A 23,851-nucleotide genomic window follows, 5' to 3' on the forward strand; every position below is an offset into this window, starting at 1 on the left:
GTTTACCTTTATCCTAAAACCTATGTTAAATAAAATAACAGAATTGTTAACTAACCCTTTCTTCGAAAAATTGAAAATTAAATGGAAACTAAAGAAGATAAAATCATTTCAAAAACAGTATGAAGACACGTTTGTTGATTCAAATACATTTCAAAAGTTTTTAAATGAAGAAAGGAATGGGCTTTTAATATTTAACTATGTATTTGGATCTACATACAACTCTATTACTAAAGATGCTTTTGTAGAACAATTATCTGAAATGGCAATGAATAAAATAAATAAATATAGAAAATCTGTGCAGCTAGAGGAATTAGAATGTCATCCAGTTATAAAACAATATTTTAGTGAGTTGATTACATATCTTGAAGAATATAGAAATGAAAGCTTTAAATCAAATGAAATGAGTATATTGGCTAATATTCAAAGTAGTATTGTAGAAAGTAATGACGGTTTAAGAGAATACTTTGAAAAAAATTTATATGAGATTCAACAAAGGGCTTATATAAAAAAATATACAGATGAATATTTAGAGGAGTTACTTGAACGTAATATATTAGATTTAGGTAAAAGGTATAATTCCGAAGCTAATGTAGAAACAGCTTTTAATGTTATATTTGATTCATTAGTAAGTGACAAGTCAATCCCAAAAAATTTCACTGTATTAATGGATGAGTTTAAAAATAGTATTATGAATTTAAATGTTGTTTTAGATTCTTATAAGGAAGATGTAGAACTTAAGGATTTGTCTTTTATTGAAGAAACTTTAACCTATTTAAAACATATAAATTATAATGATACAGAGTTTTATTTAGATAATAGTTTGAAGAACTTTAGAAAAGAGATTAATAGATTTATGGGAGAAGTTGAGAGGATAAGATATAAGTTTTATGAAGAAACTAAAAAAAGCATTAAAGGTAAAGTGGTTAATATAATCAATCAAATAAACAAACATGAAAGAGCTATAGTTGATTATATTGAATCGGTAAAACCAATGTTGATAAATGAACCGTATCTATTGGTATATGGAGACGCGGGGATTGGGAAATCACACTTATTAGCTGACAATGCTAAAAGATTGCAAGAAGCTGGGCATAGTGTTTTTTTATTTTTAGGCCAACATTTAAATACGCATGACCACCCATTTAAACAATTATTTGATTTGATTGATTATGAAGGTTCTAAAGAGTCCTTCTTTAAAGAATTTAATGACAGAGCAAAAAAGAAGAATAAAAGAACTGTAATTATAATAGATGCTTTAAATGAGGGAGAAGGTAAATATTTCTGGAAAGGGTATTTATTAAACTTTTTAAATACTTTTAAAAAATTTGATAATATTGCTATAGTTTTATCAATTAGGAGTAACTATTTAAAAAGTATATTACCTGAAAATATTTATGAAGATTTTCCATTGTATAAATTAGAACACAGGGGATTTAATAACTTAAGTTTGGAAGCATTGGAACCCTTTTTTAATTTTTATAAGATAAATCCGATAATATTTCCTTCTTTAGAAAATGAGTGTTATAATCCCCTATTCTTACAAATTTATTGTGAGGCAATTGAAGAAGAATATGTAGGATTCAGGGGATGGAGTATAGTTCAGGTATTAGAGAAATATATTAAGAAAGTTAATGATAGACTATCGTTAGATAAACGGTTTTCATATTTAAATTCTTTAAATTTAATAGATAAAATTTTGAAAAAAATTGCCTCGGAATTTATTGAAAGTGAGAGGTATGGTATTAAATTAGAACGACTTTATGAAGTGATAGAGGATGTTGCAAAGCCATATACAAGCGGGTATAGGGAAATACTTTTGGGTTTAGCCGAAGAAAACATTTTATCAATTAATGAAATGAATAATGGTGAAGACTTAGTCTATTTTACTTATGAGCGATTTGCAGATATATATATTTCTTTAGTTTTATTAGAAAGATACCAGCAAGATGAAAATTTATTTAAAGACATATTGTCATTGGATAATCCATATTATTATGGGGTTTTTGAGAGTTTATCAATAGTTATTCCAGACAAATTAAAAGTAGAATGGCTAGATTTAATTGACAATGAACTTATAACTTTTGATATAGCAGAAGCATTTGTTCGAGGAATCTCATGGAGAAATGTACAGAATATTAATGAAAGAACTTTCTGGTGGATTAATTTATGTTTAGGAAAAAAAGATATAGATTTGCAAAGTTTAATATACGAAAGATTGTTGAAACAATCCTATATTATAGAATCACCATTAAATGCAGAATATTTACATGATGTTCTTAACGAAATGTCTATGTCTATACGGGATGAAAATTGGACAATATCTATAAATAACAACTCAGAAGTACCTACGCGACTTTTAGAAATTATTTTAGAACGAAATCTAAGTTATAAACATTTCGAGAGTGGAAATTTTGAGTTGTTATCTACAACTATCATCTGGTTATTTACGTGTACAGATAGAAAATTAAGAGATATTGCTACTACTGCTCTAGTAAATTTATATATGAATGAACCGTCAATTATTTTAAAGGATATTAAAAGGTTTATTGGTGTAAATGATCCGTATGTTCTTGAAAGATTATTTGCAAGCGTATATGGTGCGATTTTAAGAACAAATGAAGTACCGCAATTAAATGAAATAGTTGATATTATTTATACTAATATATTTAAACAAGATGAAGTTTATCAAAACGTTTTAATTAGAGATTATGCGGGCAGTATCATTTTATTTGCTGTTAATAAAGGAAGTATTAGCCTTGAAGAATATGATGGAATTGCTTCCCCGCATTCTAGTAGTTGGTATAAAAAAACATATTCATTACAAGACATAGATAACAAGTTGAAAGAAATGCAACAAACATCAGGAGAAGTGTATTGTGGATTTCATTCGATAGTTAGATCTATGACTACGGAATATGGAAGAGGCACTGGAGCTTATGGTGACTTTGGCAGGTATGTTTTTGGAAGCGCGTTGCATGATTGGAGGAATCAATTTAATGATCAAGATTTAAGTAATATTGCTACAATGAGGATCATTGAATATGGATATGATGAGAAAACACATGGTTATTATGATAGGAACCTAAGAAATTATAATAGGCACGAAAATTTAGTAGAAAGGATTGGTAAAAAGTATCAATGGATTGCATTATATGAATTACTAGCAAAATTAGCAGATAATTACCCTATCTATAAAGAAATAAAGAGATACACACCTGAATATGAGAAATATAAAGAGTTACAAAATCAAAAAATCTATGAATATGCAAGAAAACTTTTTAGTATGCAATCAGAAGAAGAGATAAGGTTATTAGAACAAGAACCTGAAGAGATTTTAAAAGAAGAAGAACACTTTCTAGGAATAGAAAAGGAATATTACAAGACATATAATGGACCATGGGATCCGTTCTTAAGGACTATTGATCCTAGTTTATTAAATTATCCACCTGAAAAAAATATACGTAATTTAATTAAATCTAATTTACCGAATAACCCAAATAAAATTTGGGCTCAAAGTAAAGAAGAGTTCAAAGGTCTAGGTGATTTCATATTTATTGAGTATGAAGGAGAAAAATATATATCTTTAGCGCAATTACTAATTCAAAATAGAGACCATGGTAAAAAAATTGTTGATAAGGATGAGTTTTGTATAAAGACAAAAGCAGTCTTTTTGCCGCTTAAAGAAAAAGAGAATTATATCGATTTTAAGTCTGTAAAGAAAGGTGATCTAAGCGTTTCTTGGGCAAATACACATACTGTATTTGCATTTGAACATTATTGGCATCCAGCCTTTAGAGATATGTTTTATGAAAATGAATTTGATAATATAAAATGTGAGGATTCAGTTTGGGAATATTTATGGGAAAAAAATATAAATTCTATTTCTGGAGAAAGAGGTTCATGTAGTTATCTTTTACCAAATCCTAATTTAGTAAGATTTTTTGAATTAGATCAAACTTCTGAGGGTGTATGGAAAGACAAATTAAAAAATTTAGTTGCCTTTGATGCACAGTATTTGGGATATGAAAGCAACTTATTATTTAGAGCGGATTATTTAGAAGAATATTTAAAAGAAAATAATCTATCGGTTGTATGGGATTGCTATATGGAAAAGATGTCTGAGCGTAGTCGGAAAGAAGAATGGTTTATATGTTGGATTGATGACAAAAAAGATATAAATTATAAAATTTTAGATGAATATAAAGATATGGATATGAAAGATATGTTTTAATTAATTGAACTATTTTTAAAGCGGTTCTTTTCTCTTTCTATATTCTGCTAAAGTTGAGTAGCCTAATGTTGAAGAGCTGTTTCCTAAAATGAAATAATTTAAAGTAGTATCATTGAAAATTAAATATCCTGAATAGCCTACTGTAAGTGTAATTCAGAGTAGGCTATTCAATGTTATTCGATTGAAATGAAAATGACGAAGTAGAAGATAAGAACTTGAAAGCGGGTATATTCATCACACGCAATAAACAAGAGGAAATCAAATTATTCTGCGGTGGAAACCTAGAGAAGAAGTATATAGATGAAACTAACACACTGTTAACAGAAAATAGAAAAAGATATTGAAGAGTAAATATGTTAAGTCCATTGGTGCATGGATATACATAGGTGATGATGAAGTCCACAACTATGAAATAGGCCAACAACAAGCTCTAGGGAAATTAGCATGATTAAACCTCACCATAAGATACTCCCTTGTTTTTAATGTCTTGATCTTTACTACACAATAACCGTCTGTTTAGTGATAAGTTCGGTTTGACCTATGCTGATTATTTTAAATTTAATATATAATTGCCTCCTATACTTTTGCTCCTTGCATAAGCCCCAAATTCAAAACATACGAATAATTTTGCATCTATCATTTATGATTTGTCTATTACAGAATATAAACAAATTTATTAGTTTATTATAGGGAAAAACGTATAAATGAAATGTTCAATGTTTATTGTTATAAAAAAATTTAATTTTTTTATAAAGAAAGGCTATGCAAAGAGTTTTTATAGAGATTTTAAATAAGTAAAACCACTTCAAAATTCGAAGTGGTTTTTTATGTGTCAGAAAAGCTATGCTTTATCTTTATCTTTATCTATGAAGTTTTTAAGGGACATAAAGGTATCTAGAGTTTTTAATATCCCGAAAATTATGTATAAGATGTTAGCGATTATAGGTGGGATACCTGCAACGAAACTAGGCAACTGACTTATCTGTTCCTGAAAGTTAATTGAACTTTTGAAAAAAAGAAAAACAAATACAATAATATACAGTTCAAAAATTTTTAGCGAAACTTCTATAAACTTATCCCACTGCTTTATCGCTTTTATAGTCATAAGAAAAAGAACTATTTCAATGATAATAAAAGAAACGAAAGTAAACCAAAAAATACCATTAAATTCTTGTCCATCACTTATAAGAAAAGGAATAGCAAGCAATGAACCAAAAGCAAAGGCATTTAATAAGAGTGCAAGCCTTACATTTTTGTCTTTTTCTATTTTTATAGATTTAAAAATAAAATGAATACCTATTCCTAGTAGAATTAACTCTAAAAATAAAAAAATCAAAGATTTTGCCACAACTGTAACCTCCTTTTTAATTAAAAATAGTTAGTATAGGGATTGTACCAATTATTAGAACGAATTAAAAGAATGTGAGGGGTAATTTGTTTTGGAGAAGGGAATAGAGTGAAAATTGTAGGTACTCTTCAAGAGTGTCTTCTTTTTATATAGGGGGTGGGGTATTTTCAATAAAATATAATACTGTGTATGTTAGGAGGGGGGACAGATACTTGTGCAATTAGAATAAAAAATAGTCACTGTCTGGATTATAAGGAAATAAGGTAAAATGACACCGTTTTTTACGTGTGAATTTTCAGGTAGAAATAGAGAGAGGAGTTAGAATGAAACTCAAGTTTAAACTTGGGTTTTGCTTAGGGTTGATAAGTTATATTAATTATTTATAAGGAAAAATTTAAAAAACATTATTTCTTATATAATTTATAATAAAAGATAGATTTCTAAATAATGTGGAAGGGAATATTTTATGGAATTAATTAATAAATATGCAAGTGATAAATTTAAATGATTTAGATATCAAAAATTAAGGCTTGCAAAGAAAATGTTAGAACTCGTAAAGGAAGATCATAAAGTAATTATAATTGCTATTACAGAATATAGAGATTATGGTTGTCTAATTGATAAAGACGGAAATCCGATGTTGGAGCAAAATAAAGAATTCAAAGGAAGACCTAAGAAATATACAGAAAATAACAGAGGTTTACAGTATGCCCTTGAGTTATTTCACAATAGACCCACCAATAAGATGACAGTTAAAGAGATTGAGGAGATTACCAAGGTAAGCAAGGCTACTCTTTATAGAGCAGTACGGAAACAAAAATGTGATTTAGAAAAGTTATATATATATAAATTATTATATATATAAATTATTATATATAACTGAAACTAGTGAGGGTACTTTTCACCAACCTGAGTGAACTCTTACGATGAATTGATATTAGCATATTTGTTCCTGCATTCAGATTGAAAATTTTATAAAATTATAAATAACATTGGTATAGATGGATTTTTAAATATTTTTTTAAAAAAAGGATAAAATTGATACGATAATATATTATACTTATAGAAAAGGACTTATTTTGGAGGGGATATTTTATGTCAATTACCTTATATTTTTCGAAAGTAAATATCAATTCACATATCTTTGATGTATATGAGGATAAAGATAGACTTAAGGAAATACTAAAAAAATTATATTTAAATATAGAAGAGGATGTTAGTTATATAAAGCAGAATTTGAATTATGTAGAACATGGTAATACATATACATATGATGCGGAATATAAATTTAATCTTATTGATAAATTAAATGACAATACAATTGCTGGGACTGTAATGAAAACTTCAACTCTATTTGTTAACCAGGTAAATAAAGAAACAGGGGATCGAAAGAAAATACCTGTAGAAAACTCCGAAGTTATAGAATTTTACTTTGATGTATATAAAGAAATAGTTACATTTTATAAAACTAATAGATTTGGACATGTGGAATTTACTGAAGCATTTCAAGAGTTAGTGAATAAATGTATGTCTAAGGAAAGTGAACAATATCATTTTGAAGTAGCTTTGTTAAGAGAGGGATTAAACGTTGAGGATATACAAACACAATTAAAAGCAATAGGGAAGTTAGAAACATTAAAAATAGAGATTATTCCACCTAATCCAGATGATGATCTTTTAGATGAGATACAAGAAAACGGGGAAGAATATATTACAGATATTAAAGAAGGAAATGTAACTCATACGAGTACAATATTTACTTCTAAAGAAACAAAAGGATTGAATATAGATGCAAAGATTATTCAAGATGAATTTAAAAAAGTTAGTAAAATTCATTCCAAGTTAACAGATGAAGAAGCTACTATGAAAGGGTATGTAACAGTTGAGGCTACAAATAAAAGTGGAAGACGTTATTCAACAAATAACAATAAAGCTATTACAGATAAAATAGAAGAAAAGCCTGAGAATTTTATGAAATTTGCTACCATATGTAAAAGAAAGATAGCTTCAGTTGTTAATTCCTTAAAATAGGAGGGACAATATGAATAAACGGATATTGGGACGGTTTAAAGAGAATGAAAAGTGGAAAGATTATTATAATTTAAAATCTTTCGAGTGTAGAATGTCTTTAATAATGACAATGATAATTTCCCTTTTTTTCTATTTTATGGGCATATATGATGATTTTAATGATTATTTAACCCCCTTACAGAATATGACTATATATATAGCACAAGCGTTAATTGGGATGTTAGGGGTTATATTAGCTGGGTTAGCTATTATAGTTGGAGTTTTAAATAAAGATTCTATTAATTCTATAGAAAAGATTAATGGAAAAGGATCAATACAGAAGGTATTAGTTAGCTTTGAGTTTTTAACATTTAATATTGGTATGGGAATATTTGTTTTTTTCTTAATTAACTTTATTCTGTATAGTGAAAAAAGTATAGTGCATGTAGTTTGGTTCTATTGTCTTTTAGTTGTTATCTCATATTTTTTATCGTTTATTATCTTTTATACAGTTAGTTTGACAAGTAACTGTATTAGAGTATTTTATATTAATGATCTATATGCAAATATTTCGCATAAGGAAAAAAGTATATATGAGGAAGTAAATGAAGTGAGGATTGACTATCTTCTTTATTATTTACATAAAACAGCAAAGTTATCTCCAGAAGAGCTTCTTGAAGACCTAGATAAGTTTGTTGATTCGACTAATATTTCTGATAAGGAAGCAGTGAAAAAATATCTTAAAAGTTATTATGGTGTATCAAAAGAGTAATACTGTATTAGAGGGAATTTCATGGTACATAATTTATTCCTAAATATCCAGTATAATGCTGAGATACTATAATAACTTGAAAAGTGTATTAAATTATATAACAACAGAAATCTTTATTAAATCTGCAACAAACTTATGTTTATTGCAGATTTTTTCATTTGTATTTTTAAATTATTAACTGGACTATACTTATTGTGTTGAACTATAATATCTTTGTTTGTCATATTAATGTATTTTCTAACCATTTCAATTGAGGAATGCCCCAAAATTTTTTGCAGTGTCATCACACCACCATTATTGAGCAAAAAATACCTTGCAAATGTATGTCTGAAAGTGTGAGGAGAGACTTTTACTCCTTTAATTCCAAAATTATTACCATACATTTTTAATCTCTGTCTGAAACGTTCAGGATCAATGGTATTTCCATAAACAGTAGCAAATATATGGAGGGTATCGAATTCCTCTATTTCAACTAGTAATTCACGTAGTAACGTACTAGTCTTTTGGGAAATAGGTACATATCGCGTTTTACGTTTTTTTTGTGTCAGTACCTTTTAACTCAATCACATTCGTTTTAAAATCAATATCTTTTTGTTGAAGATTTAACGCTTCACTAATTCGCATACCTGTATCAGCAAGTAACATCATTAATACATAGTCCCTGAACCCTGCGTAGGTTCGTTGATTTGGCTGTTTAAGTAAAGTTTTTAATTGATCCACGGATAATGCTTCTATATTATCTTGTGATTCTTTTAATGACTTAATTTTTGTAAAAAGACTTAAATGTACATAATTCTCTTCAACGAGAAAGTTGTAGAATGCTCTCATATGTTTCATGATAGTATTCATATAGGAAACTGGATTTATATTCTTCTTTTACACAATGGTTATTTTTATGCTTAACGTGGTGGTCATTCTTCAAGTAATATAAAAATTCTCTAATAGTATTTGTATCGAGTGTATTAGGCATTACGTATTCATGATGTTCTTCTAAAATATCGGTGAAATAATAAGAAATACATTTTCTTATTTTCAAGTGTTCTTCTTGCAAGACCTTCTGATTTTTTTGCAAACATATAAATGTTAAATAACTCTTGGAACGTGTAAGGTTCAATCTGTGTAACCTCAATACTTGTACTACTTAACGTTGCTTTACCTCTTTTACCTGTTCTAGACAAAATAAAACGCCTCCCTATATCGGTAATTTGGTTTACCGTATAAGAAGACGTGAATGACTTGAACCCTAAAAAGTAAATGACCGCAACACTAGGAGGATTTTTGATGTACAAAGGATAAAACCTTAACACTTACAAACCTTTGTGGAGTAAAGTCTCATGAAAATTATGACCCCAGAGAAGCTCGAACTCAAGACCTCCACCCTGTTAAGGTGGCGCTCTTCCTACAGAGCTACGGGGGAAATGTTGATTTAAAGGCATTCTTACAAGTTTGTATAAATGAAATTCTATTAAAAAAGCAATGGTTATTGTAAATTATGTGACCATTTGTGACCACAAAATTATGTGCTTAGCTATCTGTATAATGGTAAGGGGAATGAGGCGACTCATTCCTTTTTTTGATGTAGAGGGGGATAATTTCCACAATTAGAGGAGGACTTGTGGAGAGAATAGGCATAGGTTGGTTCAGACACATGGTATGGAAATGTTGAATGGCCGAGAAAGAAATATAAGAGCGTGGAAGCTGAAAAAGAAATAGAAAAAGAATCTTATGAATTAGGATTCTTGAAAGAGGAAGCTATGCACAATGGTATGAATCAAAATCTTATATTTTGTAAGTTATAGATAGATTGAAAATATGATATATTGATATAGGAAATTTAGGGGAATCACAATAAATGCTTTGAAATCTATGGAATTGAAAAAGAGATGAACGCTTATGAGTTAGATTTCTTGAAGGAAGAGGTGATGCCATCATAATTCAATTGGAAAAGCAATAACTAGTAAAGATTGAGGGAGTGAATACGTAATGGGTAATATAATCTCTGCAATATTAGCCTTCTTAATAGCTTGCGTACTTGTATGGGTTCTGAAAGGGGATTTAAAGGAGCAAGCAAAAATAGTTAGAAATGAATTGGGAAGAAAGGCGCTACTATGGACAGTGCTTACCATTGGAACTCTCGTTCTAGTCGTTGTACTGGCTGTAAATTCTTCTATGAATGAGCCAGTCGAACAGAAACCAAAGAATTCATATTATGACATGTTAGAGAGAAAGCATGATTGTGAACTAGATACGCGAGATGGAGGTGGGGTATGGATTATCGACCAATGTTTCCCTCGTGTAGATTTGGGAGATTTGGAAGGGAAATATAAAGAGGAATGGGAGCGCATGAGAAATTAATGACCCAATGAGAAACAGGAGGAAGAGTAATGGCTAGAAAAGGTGTATATATGAAAACGAATAAAAGTAATCCAAATAGAACTAATAGTTTTAGCGTTAATTTAGTGCCTAGCAGAAGAAGAGTAGTTAGAGCGCCAAGAAAAAGATATGCGAGCAGTGGTGGGACGATAGGAGATATTATGTCAATACTCCTATCGATGTCTGCTTTGATTCCTGTACTATTGCTTCTAATATGGCTCTTCCCTAAATTCTTTGCAATGGTGGGAATAGCACTTGCTACATGGATTACATATAAGATTGGCTATAGAATCTATTCTAGTTGGGAGAGAAGTTAATTGAATGACCAAATGAAATAGATCATCATATCCAAACTCAGAACAGGGAATCCTTTAGTCCCAGTCGAAAGAACAATGCTTATCGATTTATTGAAAAGAAAGAAAAAGAAAGAAAAAGAAAGAAAAAGAATGCATAGAAATCAATTGATATATACGCTATAAACTATTAAACTTTATAAATGGATTAATAAAGTTAACAATTCGGAGGAACAGAATGAAGAAGTGGACAATTTGGGGAATTATCTTTTACATCCATTCAGCGGTATTACTCTTCTTAGGATTTGATAGACTCGGAGGATATCAAAATTCTGAAACATATACTGATTTGAATAAATACGCATATGTAGGCGGGGATGCGTATAATTATATTATCAATACAAATGTACTTACAGGTTTCTTTGTACTTAGTGCGTCATTCTTTGTAGCAGGTACGATGTTAATAGCAACTGGTTCAATTCTAAGAGCTATCAAGGAAAAGTAAGTGGAGAACAAATACTTGAACCGCCAATAACACTATTTAATTAAAAATGGACTTCCTTTAGGAGGTCTTTTTTATCTTTACCTTTGTTTCTACGAGAGATTATTGAAAATATAAGTAGGGATTGATAAGAGGAGGAGATGTGACCACATAATTATGCTCTTAGCTGTCTGTCTATATATAAATAAATACTGCTCCTTTTATAGAAGAAAAAGGAGCAGCTTATAAAGAGTGATTTTAAGGATTCAGGAATAAAACACTAAAAAATGAAAACTACTTTAAACTATTTTGTGTTTTAGATTCTAATTTATTGTTATAAAAGCTTAGTAGTGCGATACCTTTACCAGATAAAGATTCAAATTCATATATTTTATAATTATAACTTTCGGAGGTTAATCTCCCTTCACCACCAATAAGTTTTATGCATTCCTCATATGTCATGCCCAACTGCAATTGTTGAAATTCATCTAATGTAATATAAGCATCTTCGAGTTTCTGTAGTCTCTCATAACTTTGACGTAATTCTTCTTCTCTTTTTTCGTTTTCTGCCATTGCCTTCTCTTGTTGTTGTCGTTTTTTCTCTTTTTCAGTCTCTTCGTTTTCTTTATTAACTTTAAAAGATAATTTATCTATACTTTCTTTGAAATCTTTAACATCTTGCTTAGAATTTAATATTCTTTTATCAATAATTTTTGCGTACATAGTACCAGTACCTTCATTTTTATATGTAATACCGATTTTTTTATCGTCAGTGTATAATATATCCCCAAATATATACTTAAAGTAATGTTCAATTCCAAGTTGCTGAATTTTCCATTTATCAGGGTCATATATTTCACGGTACATATTGTATTCTTTTGTAAATGCGGTGATATACATTATACCATCTGCATTCTTCAGATTGTCTAAAACTACTTTGGTATTATATTTATTACAATACGATATATTGCCCTTTTGACACATTTCATGCTGCTTTTTTTCTTGTTTTTTGTCCCACTCAAGCATATATATAGTTGAAACGACTGTAATAAGAAATACAATAATGGAAGTTACCATAGTTATAAATATTTTTTTATCAGCCTTTTTCTTTTTAATAAACTTTACATAAATAATAAAAATAAGTGATATTAAAAATACAATTATTGATATTGGAAAAAGTGTTAGGATACTATATTTTATTACCCATTCGAGACTCATTCAAATCATCACCTTTCATAGAAACATTCTCCTTAAATGAAAAAAACATATTATATGGATTATATCAAAATAATTTATATAAAAGCTCCTGATTATAAATTTTAAAAATAAATGAAACCTAAGGGAGAGAAATTAATTGTATAAAGGGAATAAAAAATTCCTCTGGAATAAATAGAATCCAAAGGGGAGATGATGGGATGAAAAAATATAAGCATTATCAAGCTGGCGCTCTCCATGCTGAGCTACGAGAAAAACGTTGGTTTAAAGGGGGGGGGGATATAAACGAAATTTTATTAAAAAAGCAATGATTATTGTAAATTCTGTGACCATTTTGACCTCAAAATTATGTTCTTAGTTGTCTTTATATGATGATTTATTTTCAATATAAAAGTTGACTAACTATATTATGAAGGGATTGGGATTCAATAAAACAGTTTACACAAGTAAAAAGAATCACGTATTCAAGTTTTTAAGGTTATATACAAGGGGGAAAATATTATTAACAACAGAATTGGAGTTTACTTAGAATTTTTGGCGAATACTTTTTGAATAACTCATTGTGAGCTAAAGTTCGGAAAAACATTACTTTAAAAAAAAGTGATGTTTTGTAGTCGATAACTGACAATATTTATATAAGGTTTTAGGTATTTTATTTTCTACATCAGGAGGTGAAAATAGAGGTTATATAAAAAATAAATTTGTAGAGGTGAAATTAATGTATACGTATTTGACAGAAATTGAGGTACTGATAAATAAAATGGCGGAATTTATGAAATTAAAGGGAAAAGCTTAACATTTTATAAAAGTAGAATTTATAACTTCTTTTTAGATTATATGGGATTACCAGATAATAAGGATAAACCTTTAAATGCTATAACATATTTTGATGTGGATATGTTTTTAAAAAGCTTTAGAATATAGTGATGCTGAGAAAATAAATTATTATAGTGTGTTAAAGCGTTTATTTGAATACACTTATTTAGAAAGAGAGACATTCTTAGTTGGAGGAAAGACAAAATCAGGTTTAAGAAAGATACTATTACCTGCATCAACAATAGTGAAGCTAAAGAAAAATAGAGCAATCGTGTTAAAAGAGAAGCTGAGTCAAGGTGAGGAATATTAAGATAATGATTTGGTGATGTTACTCCTTCTGGAACGCCAATTAATCCAGCTAATATTAGAAGAAGTTTAAATGCTTTGATTCAGAAAGCAGCTGTGCCGAAGATTCGTTTTCATGATTTACGTCATACACATGCTAAACTACTACTAGCTAAGGGTGTGAATGTGAAGGTGATTTTGAACGCTTGGGACACAGTAACATCAAAATCACACTAGACACCTATTTGCATGTATTATCAACGATGAAAGAAGATGCAATTAACAAAATAGAAGAGATTTTGTAGAGAATGTGACCACTGACTCTTTTGGAGTTGAGGATGAAAAATAAAAACCGCATCAAACATTAAATTGATACGGTTTCTAATACTATGCCCCGGAGAGGCTCGAACTCAAGACCTCCATCCTGTCAAGGGAACTTCCCAGTAAACTGTAGAGGTTTGGGATCAGTAAAACTTATATGTATCAAGGCTCTCAAGTTATTATCCTCATTGAGAACCACTTCGGTTAAAAATACTAAAGTAGTTTTAATATTTAGTCACGCCTTTTTTGTTGCGACCTCCACAGGAAATATTTTTGGACTGTTGCTCTCAAATTCCAACCTACTTGATGTTCCAGTAAGGCTGTCTCGGCGGTTTTCTTTAAATATTAAAGAATTGGAAAGTATAATTTAACGAGGATCTAATATGTTATAATTTTATGAAAAGATTTATTAATATGGGGGATAAACATGGTAGAAACAACGGAGAATGAATCAACTGACCGTAAAACAGTCCTTGAAAACAGAAGAAGTGAATTAAAAGACATAATGGCGAAAAAGAAAAGAAAAAATGAGAAATATATACTTATGGCAATAATTTGTTTCGTTATTGCATTAATCTTGTTTTGGTTAAGTCCACAGCTTTTTAGATTAGATCCATTGATGGGTCAGATTTTATCCATTGGCTTTTTAGTTTATTCAATTATGTTTGGGGCTTTTCCAATATTAAGAGTATCTAGTGAGTACGTAATTGAAATTCAGGAAATAGAGAATGAGTTAGATTTATTAAGTATTTCTCATTCGTCATTAGAGGAAAGGTCTGAAAAGCTTTTTAAGCATCATCATTTTGAATTAAAGAGATATTATGATGAGAACTTAAAACAAAGTTCGTGGATTTTTGTTGTTGGCATAGCATGTATAATTATTGGATTTGCAATTATAGGTTTTACAATGTATTTCTTGATTTCTAACCTTTCTAATGAATTGGAAAACAAAATAATTGTAGCTTCGGTGGGAGCGATAGGAGCGATATTATCTAACTTTATTGCTGTAATCTACTTAAAAATGCATTCTGAGGCAGTAAAATCGTTAACAGAGTTTCATAACCGATTTGTAAATACGCATCATTTCTACTTTAGTAACTTTTTATTATCTAAGATTCAGAATGAGGACAAGAGAGAAGATGCACTTGTTGAGCTGGCTTTAAAGATTAATGGTATTTCTCCAAAGGCTCCAGCTCAGGGGGAAGAAAGTAAATAGGTATCACCTAAACACTGTTTAAATCTAAGCAGTGTTTTTCTATGGAGCTTGCTACTCGGTAATTGAAAGAGACTCTTTAGTTAAGCTGGTGAGGTAGGGACCTCCTATAAAACAGTATTAACATACCTGTGATATTAATATAAACTTAAAATAAACATGGGGAGAAGAATGGTTATTAAAATTGATATGTTTGAATTTCCAACTAAAGAAGAGATGACACCTCTATTAAAAGAAAGTCTGCTTTATAACTACGTAATTGATAGTAAATTATTTCATTAGACAAACCAAAAACTTTCTGGACTTGATATAATAGACTATTTAAATTTAATTCGTAATATAGCTAGCACGTTAAACAAACGAATTTTTCAGTTGAACTTGAGTTATGCATATCTCTTATATATTCACATAGTGGCATCCCTGATGAGGAAATTCCATACTTAAAGAACCTTACTGATAAAGAATGGAAAAATAAGGTATACTTTGATCAAAATGCTGATAGCTTATTTCAAAAAGCTTTTATCTCTTTAGATTTATTAGCTCATTTACTGTTTGCCTGTTTAGGATTGAAAACTGAGAGGAAAAGAAAGGGGGAATTGATAAGGATTAAGGAAAGCTTTCATAATGCAATGTTTCAGGTCAAGCTTGTTGATAGAGAGCTTTATAATAAATTGGAGGAAATCATGAGCTCTGTAGAGTTTCAAGAAGCTTCTAAAGTGAGGAATGATATAATACACAATCAGCCACCTTATGAGAAGCGAAATCAAATAGTCGAAGACTCAGATGGTATAATCTCATTAGTTAGTAGTTCAATATACACCTTCTAAAAGACTGTTAGAGATTGCACTGGGTATGCTTGAATGTGTGAAACGGATATGTGAAATATTGAAGGCTTATTTTAATAAGAAAATAGCGTGTTCGTAAAAATTTTTACATTGTTATACCTTGGTAGATAACAATTGGATTAGCAAATTAGGCTGTTATATACGTTAGTATTTTATAAGTTATTACTCTAGATTGGGAATGCACGAGGTGGAATCCAATTGTAGTTAATTATAAGATAGAAACCGAGGGTTGGAGTTGTGTAGAGTCTCTCTGTGATTACCCATCGAGGTAAAACTCCCATCTCGATGGGATTACTTTTCAGCACATCAACATAGGAACTTTAAAGTTATAAAATTATAACTATTTAGGCGTACCTGAGAAGGTAATCCCTCTTTAAATTATACCCTGCTAGGTACTTCTCTAATTGTGCCACCTCATCAAACCCATCCCCAACAGTGATTGCATAAGCATTGCTCGATAGAAATAGATTAGTAGAAACTATTACACGGTTACATCCTGTATATTACCTGTTTGAATATACACCTTTATACGCTAACTTATACAGTTTTTTATGCAGAAGCTACTTGTCAGATAGGCTATGTAGATATACTAATGCATCCTAGTTCATTAGATACTCTGTATTTACTATTAATCAGTTTACATAATTAATGATATGTCTCAGCATTCTTTGAAGAGTGGAAACGTCCATACCAGCCATTAAGCAGCGATGAGAAAAAGTATGAGCTGATGAGCGAACATCTGAGAAGTTCACTACTTGTTTGAGTCGCTTAAATATGAGTTTGATTCCATTAGGTGTTTTACCTAGCTCCCGTTCTACAAACACCTTGTACTCACAAAGCTCTTTTACAAGCTTTTTCGTGAGAGGGACAGTCTCCTACTTACGAGCTTTACCGAATAGGGTTACTGTTTGGTTTACCAAGTCTAATTCATTCCAACGTATATTGATAAGCTTTCCTAACTTTGAGCCAGTTCCTAAAAGGAAAACTATAATAGTGTGGTCTCTGTAGGCTTAGAAGCTTTTATTTCTTGCTTTAAGTCTCCTATAGTAGCGAAGCATCTGTTTGATATGTTCATCTTGAAAGACCTCAATTTTTACTTCCTCTTTAGCAAGCTTTATTTTACGAATAGGGTTTTCTTTCTCAGTGAAAATCTCCTCATGTTGTAAATAATTAAAGAAAATCTTGAGATGGTGAAGCTTGGTATTTCTAGTTACTACGTTGTTACCTCTTGTCTTTTGGCAATACATGAGGTAACTCTTAACAGTTGCTTCTCTAATATCTCGTGTATCTATCAGTTCTCTCTCAGAGCAGAAGATCTGGAACTCACGCATGGTAGCCATATAAGATTGAATTGTACGAGGGGACAGATTAGCGAACTTTTTTTCCTCCTTGAAATCCTTTTTAGCAAACTTAAGTAGCATTTTCTTTTTAGTCTTTTCTCAGTTTTATGAGAACAAAAAGAGGACTACCCCTGGGCCAGCTGGTTTGCTGACTAGAAGTAGTCCTTTTTTAACTTGTGGTGTCTGATGGAGACCTCCACAGTTTTAGATTTTGAGAATGTCCTCTAAGCCTTGATACCATTAGGTTTTATGACCCCGGAGAGGCTCGAACTCACGCCCCCCTGTCAAGGTGGAGGTTTATTCGATTACTTTTCTTCTTGCATTAAAAATTTCCAAAACCGTTTTAATTCTTCACGCTTTTGGGAAGGTGCAAATTTTATATCTTTTAGCCATTGATCTAGTTCTATTTTGTTTTCGTCCTCTGTAACATTAAAATCTCGCCCTAGAAGAAAATCAGTAGATACATTAAAGTAATCTGCTATACGTATCAAGGTATTGTAATCAGGTTGACGTTCATTCCGTTCGTACATACCAATTGTACTTTCACTTAATTGAAGCGAGTGAGCAAGTTCTTTTTGTGTAATTCCTCTTTGTTTTCTTAAATCACGAATTATATTTCCAAACGTTTTCATTCTATCACCTGATAATATATTAACACAATATGTGTTAAATAATTAAAATTTTTAAAAGTTGATAATTAGAATCTATTGACAACACAAAGTGTGCAGTTTATATTTTAAATAACAACACGAAATGTGGTTTTAGGGGGAGAAGACATGAATTATGAAAGAGTGGCCAAAAATCTAATTAATTTAAGAAGTGAAAAATCTAGAGAAGAAGTGGCAAGGGCTGTGGGAATCAGTGTTAGTACATTGCAAATGTATGAAAATGGTCAGAGAATTCCACGGGATAATATAAAAATAAAATTAGCGAATTTTTATGGTGTTACAGTCCAAACAATTTTTTTTGATTCAGAACAACACGAAGTGTGTTGAATAATATTAGATTTTTAAGACAATGTAGTTATTTTTTAGAAATGTAAGTTTGGAAAGTATTTTGGGGAATTTTACATAAAAAATAATATTTTTATCATTATATATATATATAATAGGGGGTATTTGCATGAACATGAAAACATTTGAAATGCGTGAAAAACGATTAGCAGAACTACTTGGTGCAAAAGTACTATGGGAGTTTATAAGTGCTGTAACAGAGGAAATTGAAAAGCAAGAATTAGAGTCTACACCAGGTTTATTAGAAGATCTATTCATACATGTGAAAGAAACCATTCAAATTCAAAATATGAATCAACGCATAACAAAAGCCCCTGTAAAAACAGAGGCTGATGATATAAATAAAGATACATTATTTATGGAAGCATATGTAGAATTAATTAATCATAAGTTTATTATTTCTGAATTAGCTGTAGAGCTTTCATCTGTTCTAAAAGAATTAAATTGTTTTGTTCAATCATCTTTGCCACAGCTTCAAAGTGAGCTTGGTTCTCAAGAACCTCAATCTGCTTCTCTTTAGGAAGTGATTGAAGTATTTCTTTTATTTCTTTACATTCGTATAAATTATTCTCCGAGTCTTCAATTAATTTATTACGGCGATTGGTGTATTCAAGTGCACCTAAAGTCGCTAATGCGCGAGGATCTAATCCTAGAATTTCCATGTATTCCTCTCCTTTCCTCTACAATAATTCGATAGGGGAAAGGAGATTCCTTTAGTAATTTAGTATAGTCTTTATACAGTTATACAAATTGTTAATGATTAGTGAGCATGTTATTAAACAGGAATACAATTGAATTAGACTTAAAAGAGCTTCTTAAAAAGAAGAGAAGAAAGGGGAATCCAGTAATTCTCACTCTTTTTTCTTAAATGCTAAATATGACACGTTTGTTTCCTTTTATCATGAATTTTAAATGGGATTCTTTAAGGAAGTTAGATAGCTATAGGGTATGCAATATGAATAGATAAACAAAATGAAAGAGAATTGTAACCGTCAGTATTATAGGGAATATTAAGGGGTTATCAAATAATATGTCTTAAAGTGTTTAAAAGTGGGAATCTATGTATCACTCGTTACTTAAAAAGTAAAAGATTAGACATTAAAATAGGGAAAAGTATTTAAGTTACTTGTATAGATGAAATAATGGAGCATAACAAATTAAAACACGATGAAACATGTTGAAATAAATAGAAGGGGATCTTGAGGTAGGTTAAGCAGAGAAATAAGGCATGCTGAGAAAGTGGCTATTGAATTCGAAGAAGTTAAAGTGTAAAAGGTGTCACTTATGTAAGAATATCTATTTCTATTTTACTCTATATAAAAAAGAAGCTGTACAAAAGTACAGCTAGACTTCTACACAAATTTATATGGCCTTAATGACGAATTGGGATTGAGGTATATATAGTAATTGAGCTGCTAAAGAAGTTGTCGTGTTAGCAAATGGGTATGTTTCCTTATAAGGAAAATTACTATACACTATTTCATTCATTTCCAAGGTCGTAAACAGTTTTTTAAGAATGTTTTGAGAGATTTTATTTGTACAAGCAGCAATAAAATCAAAATCTTTTTTACTTATTTCTTGAATGGCATGTGAAAGAAGGCTGGTGACTATACCACTTCCCATCCAATCTGGATGACAAGCGCCCATATCTAGATAGACTAATTTTTCTTTATCTAAATGAGAAAACTCAATAGATTCTGTCTCTAATGTATCTAAAAGTTGAAAAATAGGTTCCATTTGCGGGCATAGTTCAATCGCTTTCTCTGTATCTATTAGTGGCTGTGTTACTTTTTTTGTTAAAAGAACACCGACAATTTGAAAATTATCTATTGCTACAAATGACATTGCTTGAGATACAGCCTGCTTTATCATTTCTTCGCACATTTTGTGAAAAGGAGTATAGGGAATTTGTAAACTGCTTACAAGAGGTTCGTTATTCACAAAAGAATGTGCAAGTAAATGTGCTGCATCTTTCACGTGGTGTGTATCTAGTAGCTCTATATTCATATGTTTTTCCTCTTTTCCTGATATAGTTAATAGTAATTATAAGAATAAAGATTTTTATTTAATGTAGTTCAATTTAACTATTAAAGCGCTAACAAATATGATTATTAAACATATGAATAAATCTGTTTAGTAGCAATCGAAATATGTTTATAAAGAAATGCTACGATATCATCTAAACATTCAACAGTTGTATATGGAGAGATAGAAAAGAATTTTAATGTGGAAATCGGATTTCTATCACTACTGTTTAATACATCTACTACACAAGAACGAGTTGTATCACCAAAAAATACTTGATCGCGATTTTTTCCTAGATAATTAAATAGTTCTATATTTAATCGGTTTGTATCCTCAATCTCTTCTTTTGTTGCAAGACCCATTCGTTCTTTTTCCCAATTTTCTTGACCATCTCCATTCAGATAGTACCGGAAAGTTGTAATTGGTCCATATGTAAAATCATTTGTGATTGCGACTTGAGGTAGAGCCTCACGCAACTTCTCTCTAAATAATAGATTTACACGAACATAATTTGCTAATAATTTTTGATATCCTTCAATTCCAAAGGCTAATAGATTGATATACATGGGAATAGCGCTACCAGCTCGTGAACATTCTAAGGTATAGCCTGTATGATAACTACCATAGGATCTATTACCAAGATAAGGTGTATCATCTTGTTCAATGTCCATCAGTTGTAAATCAGTATGATTTTTTACGATTAAAATACTTGAAGCATAAGGTGTTTGACCTAATTTATGAAAATCAAAACATACACTGTCTGCAAGGGACATATATTGCATTTTATCTTGTACGTATTGTAAGGCATTTTTTACATTAGGTTCAAACGAGAGTGAATTTTCTTCAAAACTATAATTATTAAAGAAACTATAGAATCCGCCCATTGCAGAATCAGCATGGATATAAATAGGTTTTAATTTATATTTTTTCTGTATTGCTTCAGCGCTTTCTTTAATTTTTCTTATATCATCAATAGTAAATGTATCTGTTGACCCCATAGTAGCTAGAATATAAAGGGGGATACCGCCATTTTTAATAACTTGTATCATTTTAGCCTCTAAATCTTCTATATCCATAGAATTTGTAAAGGGATCAGTTTTCACTTTTATTAAGTGATTTGACCCAATGCCAGTTGCTTCAACTGACTTTAATAAACTATAATGTGCATTTTCAGAAGCAAAGCAATATACATTTTGTGGAGCACCATGTTCTTTTGCAGATGGGAATTGTTTAGAAATTGCTAAACGTAAGCTCGAAAATACACAACCTTGTCCACCCCATGTTGTATAGCCGCCGCTATTATGTGGATTATAACCTATCAGTTTTGAAAGCATGGATACAACTTTTACTTCTGCTTCAGCTGCCCCTGGGCCATAGACATCCCAAACGCCATTACCATTTAAAAGTGCCATGGTTAGTATACCCAATAGTGATGGAATACTTGGTAGTGGTACAGCGTTAGACAAGTAGTATTTATTTGGATAAGGATGGCCATTCATAAATTGGTTTAGCTCTTCTATAACCTCAGACATAGTGATTCCATCTAGTGGTATATGACTTTGGTGAATTAAGCTATTATAGTATCCTTCTGATTTTTCCTCACATTTACCTAAAGTAGCTCGCTCTTCATTTTTTAATTGGTCAAGATTTTTAATTATTTTCTGCATAGATTCTAATAAAAGTTGTTGTTTTTCTTCATTTCCGTCAACGCTCGGAAATAGTTTTAAAATATCTTGCATGCAGTCACTTCTCCTTGTGAAAAACTGGATTTTTATTTTACTTGGTTAAACATAAGGGTATAATAATTTGTAATTGCCCTTTTGAATACTTAGAAATGAGGAGCTATTTAGAAAAAAATGTAATTCCATAGAAGATTATATGAACTATGGAATTTAAAGTAAAGAAAAATTTTTTGATTTATTTTAAAAATAGTAATTGTGAGATAATGAAGTTTCTAAAAATATTTCTGAATTAATTGTTTATTTAGTTTGCATGATGCCCTAGCATGTATTCAACTAATTTAGTAGATATTTTAATATAATGTAGAACTATTATAAGGTAGTTGAATATAAGAACTCAACTACCTTATAAACTGTAGATATTGTTGGGAAAAGAGAAAAAATAGGGTGAAGTGTTAAAGATATGTTCTAGTGGAGAAGAAGTAATGGTATAGATTTGGTAGTAAAATCAGCATAATTTTTTATGAAAGAATAATTATTTGATTAAAGTTTTTTAATAAATTCAATTTCATTATCTAATAATAATGGGCGAGTTAAGTGTGAAGAGTTTTCTTCAACTTGATTAGAATTTTTTGCACCAGGAATCGCAACTGAAACGGCTGGGTGGCTTAAAACATAACGTAGGGCAATTTGCGCTAGACTTCGATTTGATCGTACAAGTGAACCTAATTTCTCTACTTTGTTTAAGCTATCTTTAAACCACTTTTCTTGGGGCCAATCTTTTCTTAAATCATCGTCTGGAAATTTGGTTTCATGATTAAATTTCCCAGTTAAAATTCCCATCTTAAGTGGACCTCTTATCACAGCACCTAAATTATGTTTTTCAATATAAGGAAGGATGTCTTTTTCAGGTTCTTTATTTAAAATACTATAATCGAATTGTACAACATCTAAATCATCATTCTGATTAAAATGTTTAATATAATCTAAATCATTAGTAGAAACGCCAACTGCTCTCACTTTGCCAGATTTTTTTAAGGTTTGGAAAGCTTGTAGAAAGGCTTCTGTTTCTTCATGTTTATCCCACCAAATATGACAAAAGTACACATCTATATAATCCGTTTTAAGCCGCAGTAAACTAGCATCAAACGCATCAATGATCTTTTTGGGATCTCCATAAACTGCTGGTTGACTTGGGTCATAATGATGACCAATTAATCCACCTTTTGTAGAAAGAATGATATCCTGCCTACGTTTATTTATAGCTTTTGCAACTAACTTTTCACTATGACCTAATCCATAAACGTCAGCTGTGTCAATAAAATTAACCCCTAGGTCAATTGCTTTATTGATTGCCTCAATGGATTCATTATCTTTTACTGCTCCCCATTCATCTCCACCAATCGCCCAAGAGCCGAATCCTATCTCTGAAACTATTAATCCCGTTTTACCTAATAATCTATATTCCATTTTGTACGGACTCCTCCTTTTCAGTGTATATTATTAGAAATATACATAGTGACCAGTTGGAATATTCTTGAATCTGGTTTCGGGGTGTAAATTAGAGTATATATTTTAATAAATATATATG

General features: G+C 30.4%; 20 protein-coding genes, 1 tRNA gene and 2 pseudogenes. 12 read left to right on the forward strand and 11 right to left on the reverse strand.

What is annotated here, in order from left to right; translation table 11 throughout:
- The first annotated feature begins 22 nt into the window (after nt 1-22).
- A complete protein-coding gene (locus tag DT250_RS04365) occupies nt 23-4,231 on the forward strand; it encodes an NACHT domain-containing protein (RefSeq protein ID WP_149212634.1) in 4,209 nt (1,402 codons plus the stop codon).
- 841 nt (nt 4,232-5,072) lie between these two features.
- Here the strand turns inward: DT250_RS04365 and DT250_RS04375 are convergent.
- Nucleotides 5,073-5,579: a hypothetical protein gene (locus DT250_RS04375; RefSeq protein ID WP_149212635.1), complete on the reverse strand. Its 507-nt coding sequence runs from the start codon at nt 5,577-5,579 to the stop codon at nt 5,073-5,075.
- Between the two features lie 541 nt (nt 5,580-6,120).
- Here DT250_RS04375 and DT250_RS32130 point away from each other — a divergent pair.
- The 3 genes from DT250_RS32130 (at nt 6,121) to DT250_RS04390 (ending at nt 8,361) form a co-directional block, all read left to right on the forward strand.
- On the forward strand, nt 6,121-6,444 hold the full coding sequence (locus DT250_RS32130) for a helix-turn-helix domain-containing protein (protein ID WP_255449996.1): 324 nt from the start codon (nt 6,121-6,123) through the stop codon (nt 6,442-6,444).
- A gap of 230 nt (nt 6,445-6,674) precedes the next feature.
- Nucleotides 6,675-7,610, forward strand: coding sequence for a DUF4747 family protein (locus DT250_RS04385; protein ID WP_149212636.1), 936 nt, complete (start codon nt 6,675-6,677; stop codon nt 7,608-7,610).
- 10 nt (nt 7,611-7,620) lie between these two features.
- Entirely contained in the window at nt 7,621-8,361 is a 741-nt protein-coding gene (locus tag DT250_RS04390) for a hypothetical protein (RefSeq protein ID WP_149212637.1), read from the forward strand.
- Nucleotides 8,362-8,477: 116 nt separating this feature from the next.
- On the opposite strand, the gene DT250_RS32135 is transcribed toward DT250_RS04390, so the two are convergent.
- The 4 genes from DT250_RS32135 to DT250_RS04400 form a co-directional block, all read right to left on the reverse strand.
- Nucleotides 8,478-8,909, reverse strand: coding sequence for a tyrosine-type recombinase/integrase (locus tag DT250_RS32135; RefSeq protein WP_370513116.1), 432 nt, complete (start codon nt 8,907-8,909; stop codon nt 8,478-8,480).
- Nucleotides 8,890-9,198, reverse strand: coding sequence for a tyrosine-type recombinase/integrase (locus DT250_RS32140; protein ID WP_255449998.1), 309 nt, complete (start codon nt 9,196-9,198; stop codon nt 8,890-8,892). The genes DT250_RS32135 and DT250_RS32140 overlap by 20 nt, the downstream gene beginning before the upstream one ends.
- Nucleotides 9,199-9,338: 140 nt before the next feature.
- On the reverse strand, nt 9,339-9,539 hold the full coding sequence (locus tag DT250_RS32145) for a hypothetical protein (protein ID WP_255449999.1): 201 nt from the start codon (nt 9,537-9,539) through the stop codon (nt 9,339-9,341).
- 166 nt (nt 9,540-9,705) lie between these two features.
- Nucleotides 9,706-9,776, reverse strand: a tRNA-Val gene (locus DT250_RS04400).
- A gap of 568 nt (nt 9,777-10,344) precedes the next feature.
- Here DT250_RS04400 and DT250_RS04405 point away from each other — a divergent pair.
- From DT250_RS04405 to DT250_RS04415, 3 genes are all read left to right on the forward strand, one after another.
- Complete coding sequence (locus DT250_RS04405; protein ID WP_179952831.1) at nt 10,345-10,716, forward strand: hypothetical protein; 372 nt, start codon at nt 10,345-10,347, stop codon at nt 10,714-10,716.
- A gap of 29 nt (nt 10,717-10,745) precedes the next feature.
- Complete coding sequence (locus tag DT250_RS04410; RefSeq protein ID WP_149212638.1) at nt 10,746-11,051, forward strand: hypothetical protein; 306 nt, start codon at nt 10,746-10,748, stop codon at nt 11,049-11,051.
- 214 nt (nt 11,052-11,265) lie between these two features.
- Nucleotides 11,266-11,532: a hypothetical protein gene (locus DT250_RS04415; protein WP_149212639.1), complete on the forward strand. Its 267-nt coding sequence runs from the start codon at nt 11,266-11,268 to the stop codon at nt 11,530-11,532.
- Between the two features lie 270 nt (nt 11,533-11,802).
- Here DT250_RS04415 and DT250_RS04420 read toward each other — a convergent pair whose 3' ends face one another.
- On the reverse strand, nt 11,803-12,726 hold the full coding sequence (locus DT250_RS04420; protein WP_149212640.1) for a hypothetical protein: 924 nt from the start codon (nt 12,724-12,726) through the stop codon (nt 11,803-11,805).
- A gap of 988 nt (nt 12,727-13,714) precedes the next feature.
- On the opposite strand from DT250_RS04420, the pseudogene DT250_RS32645 reads away from it, so the two are divergent.
- The 3 genes and pseudogenes from DT250_RS32645 to DT250_RS32155 all read left to right on the forward strand — a co-directional run.
- Nucleotides 13,715-14,129 (forward strand): annotated as a pseudogene (locus DT250_RS32645) (site-specific integrase); the annotation flags it as partial.
- Nucleotides 14,130-14,572: 443 nt separating this feature from the next.
- On the forward strand, nt 14,573-15,361 hold the full coding sequence (locus tag DT250_RS04430; RefSeq protein WP_149212641.1) for a TRADD-N-associated membrane domain-containing protein: 789 nt from the start codon (nt 14,573-14,575) through the stop codon (nt 15,359-15,361).
- A 428-nt stretch (nt 15,362-15,789) separates the two neighbouring features.
- Nucleotides 15,790-16,185 (forward strand): Cthe_2314 family HEPN domain-containing protein, encoded by a 396-nt coding sequence (locus DT250_RS32155; RefSeq protein WP_255450005.1) that lies wholly within the window; start codon nt 15,790-15,792, stop codon nt 16,183-16,185.
- Nucleotides 16,186-16,835: 650 nt separating this feature from the next.
- Here the strand turns inward: DT250_RS32155 and DT250_RS32650 are convergent.
- Together DT250_RS32650 and DT250_RS04445 are read right to left on the reverse strand one after the other, a co-directional pair.
- Nucleotides 16,836-17,624, reverse strand: a pseudogene (locus DT250_RS32650) (tyrosine-type recombinase/integrase).
- 224 nt (nt 17,625-17,848) lie between these two features.
- Nucleotides 17,849-18,175, reverse strand: coding sequence for a helix-turn-helix domain-containing protein (locus tag DT250_RS04445; protein WP_149212642.1), 327 nt, complete (start codon nt 18,173-18,175; stop codon nt 17,849-17,851).
- A 144-nt stretch (nt 18,176-18,319) separates the two neighbouring features.
- Between DT250_RS04445 and DT250_RS04450 the strand changes: the two genes are divergently transcribed.
- Both DT250_RS04450 and DT250_RS04455 read left to right on the forward strand, forming a co-directional pair.
- A complete protein-coding gene (locus DT250_RS04450; RefSeq protein WP_149212643.1) occupies nt 18,320-18,538 on the forward strand; it encodes a helix-turn-helix transcriptional regulator in 219 nt (72 codons plus the stop codon).
- Between the two features lie 127 nt (nt 18,539-18,665).
- On the forward strand, nt 18,666-19,076 hold the full coding sequence (locus DT250_RS04455; protein ID WP_149212644.1) for a hypothetical protein: 411 nt from the start codon (nt 18,666-18,668) through the stop codon (nt 19,074-19,076).
- Nucleotides 19,077-19,918: 842 nt separating this feature from the next.
- On the opposite strand, the gene DT250_RS04465 is transcribed toward DT250_RS04455, so the two are convergent.
- The 3 genes from DT250_RS04465 to DT250_RS04475 all read right to left on the reverse strand — a co-directional run bounded on the left by DT250_RS04465 (nt 19,919) and on the right by DT250_RS04475 (nt 23,730).
- Nucleotides 19,919-20,563 carry a GNAT family N-acetyltransferase gene (locus DT250_RS04465; RefSeq protein ID WP_149212645.1) on the reverse strand — a complete coding sequence of 215 codons (645 nt, stop codon included), beginning with the start codon at nt 20,561-20,563 and terminating at the stop codon, nt 19,919-19,921.
- 104 nt (nt 20,564-20,667) lie between these two features.
- Nucleotides 20,668-22,320, reverse strand: a complete 1,653-nt coding sequence (locus DT250_RS04470) for a pyridoxal phosphate-dependent decarboxylase family protein (protein WP_149212646.1) — start codon at nt 22,318-22,320, stop codon at nt 20,668-20,670.
- 483 nt (nt 22,321-22,803) lie between these two features.
- Entirely contained in the window at nt 22,804-23,730 is a 927-nt protein-coding gene (locus DT250_RS04475) for an aldo/keto reductase (protein WP_098602066.1), read from the reverse strand.
- Between the last annotated feature and the right edge of the window lie 121 nt (nt 23,731-23,851).

The organism is Bacillus sp. AR2-1, from assembly GCF_008368755.1.
GTDB classification, from domain to species: Bacteria; Bacillota; Bacilli; order Bacillales; family Bacillaceae_G; genus Bacillus_A; species Bacillus_A wiedmannii.

Coding starts and splice junctions, on each gene's coding strand:
- DT250_RS04365 (WP_149212634.1), top strand. CDS start 23: ATGTTAAATAAAATAACAGAATTGTTAACTAACCCTTTCTTCGAAAAA.
- DT250_RS32140 (WP_255449998.1), bottom strand. CDS start 9,198: ATGAAACATATGAGAGCATTCTACAACTTTCTCGTTGAAGAGAATTAT.
- DT250_RS04390 (WP_149212637.1), top strand. CDS start 7,621: ATGAATAAACGGATATTGGGACGGTTTAAAGAGAATGAAAAGTGGAAA.
- DT250_RS04405 (WP_179952831.1), top strand. CDS start 10,345: ATGGGTAATATAATCTCTGCAATATTAGCCTTCTTAATAGCTTGCGTA.
- DT250_RS04385 (WP_149212636.1), top strand. CDS start 6,675: ATGTCAATTACCTTATATTTTTCGAAAGTAAATATCAATTCACATATC.
- DT250_RS04450 (WP_149212643.1), top strand. CDS start 18,320: ATGAATTATGAAAGAGTGGCCAAAAATCTAATTAATTTAAGAAGTGAA.
- DT250_RS04415 (WP_149212639.1), top strand. CDS start 11,266: ATGAAGAAGTGGACAATTTGGGGAATTATCTTTTACATCCATTCAGCG.
- DT250_RS04455 (WP_149212644.1), top strand. CDS start 18,666: ATGAACATGAAAACATTTGAAATGCGTGAAAAACGATTAGCAGAACTA.
- DT250_RS04475 (WP_098602066.1), bottom strand. CDS start 23,730: ATGGAATATAGATTATTAGGTAAAACGGGATTAATAGTTTCAGAGATA.
- DT250_RS04410 (WP_149212638.1), top strand. CDS start 10,746: ATGGCTAGAAAAGGTGTATATATGAAAACGAATAAAAGTAATCCAAAT.
- DT250_RS04420 (WP_149212640.1), bottom strand. CDS start 12,726: ATGAGTCTCGAATGGGTAATAAAATATAGTATCCTAACACTTTTTCCA.
- DT250_RS04445 (WP_149212642.1), bottom strand. CDS start 18,175: ATGAAAACGTTTGGAAATATAATTCGTGATTTAAGAAAACAAAGAGGA.
- DT250_RS04430 (WP_149212641.1), top strand. CDS start 14,573: ATGGTAGAAACAACGGAGAATGAATCAACTGACCGTAAAACAGTCCTT.
- DT250_RS32130 (WP_255449996.1), top strand. CDS start 6,121: ATGTTAGAACTCGTAAAGGAAGATCATAAAGTAATTATAATTGCTATT.
- DT250_RS04465 (WP_149212645.1), bottom strand. CDS start 20,563: ATGAATATAGAGCTACTAGATACACACCACGTGAAAGATGCAGCACAT.
- DT250_RS04470 (WP_149212646.1), bottom strand. CDS start 22,320: ATGCAAGATATTTTAAAACTATTTCCGAGCGTTGACGGAAATGAAGAA.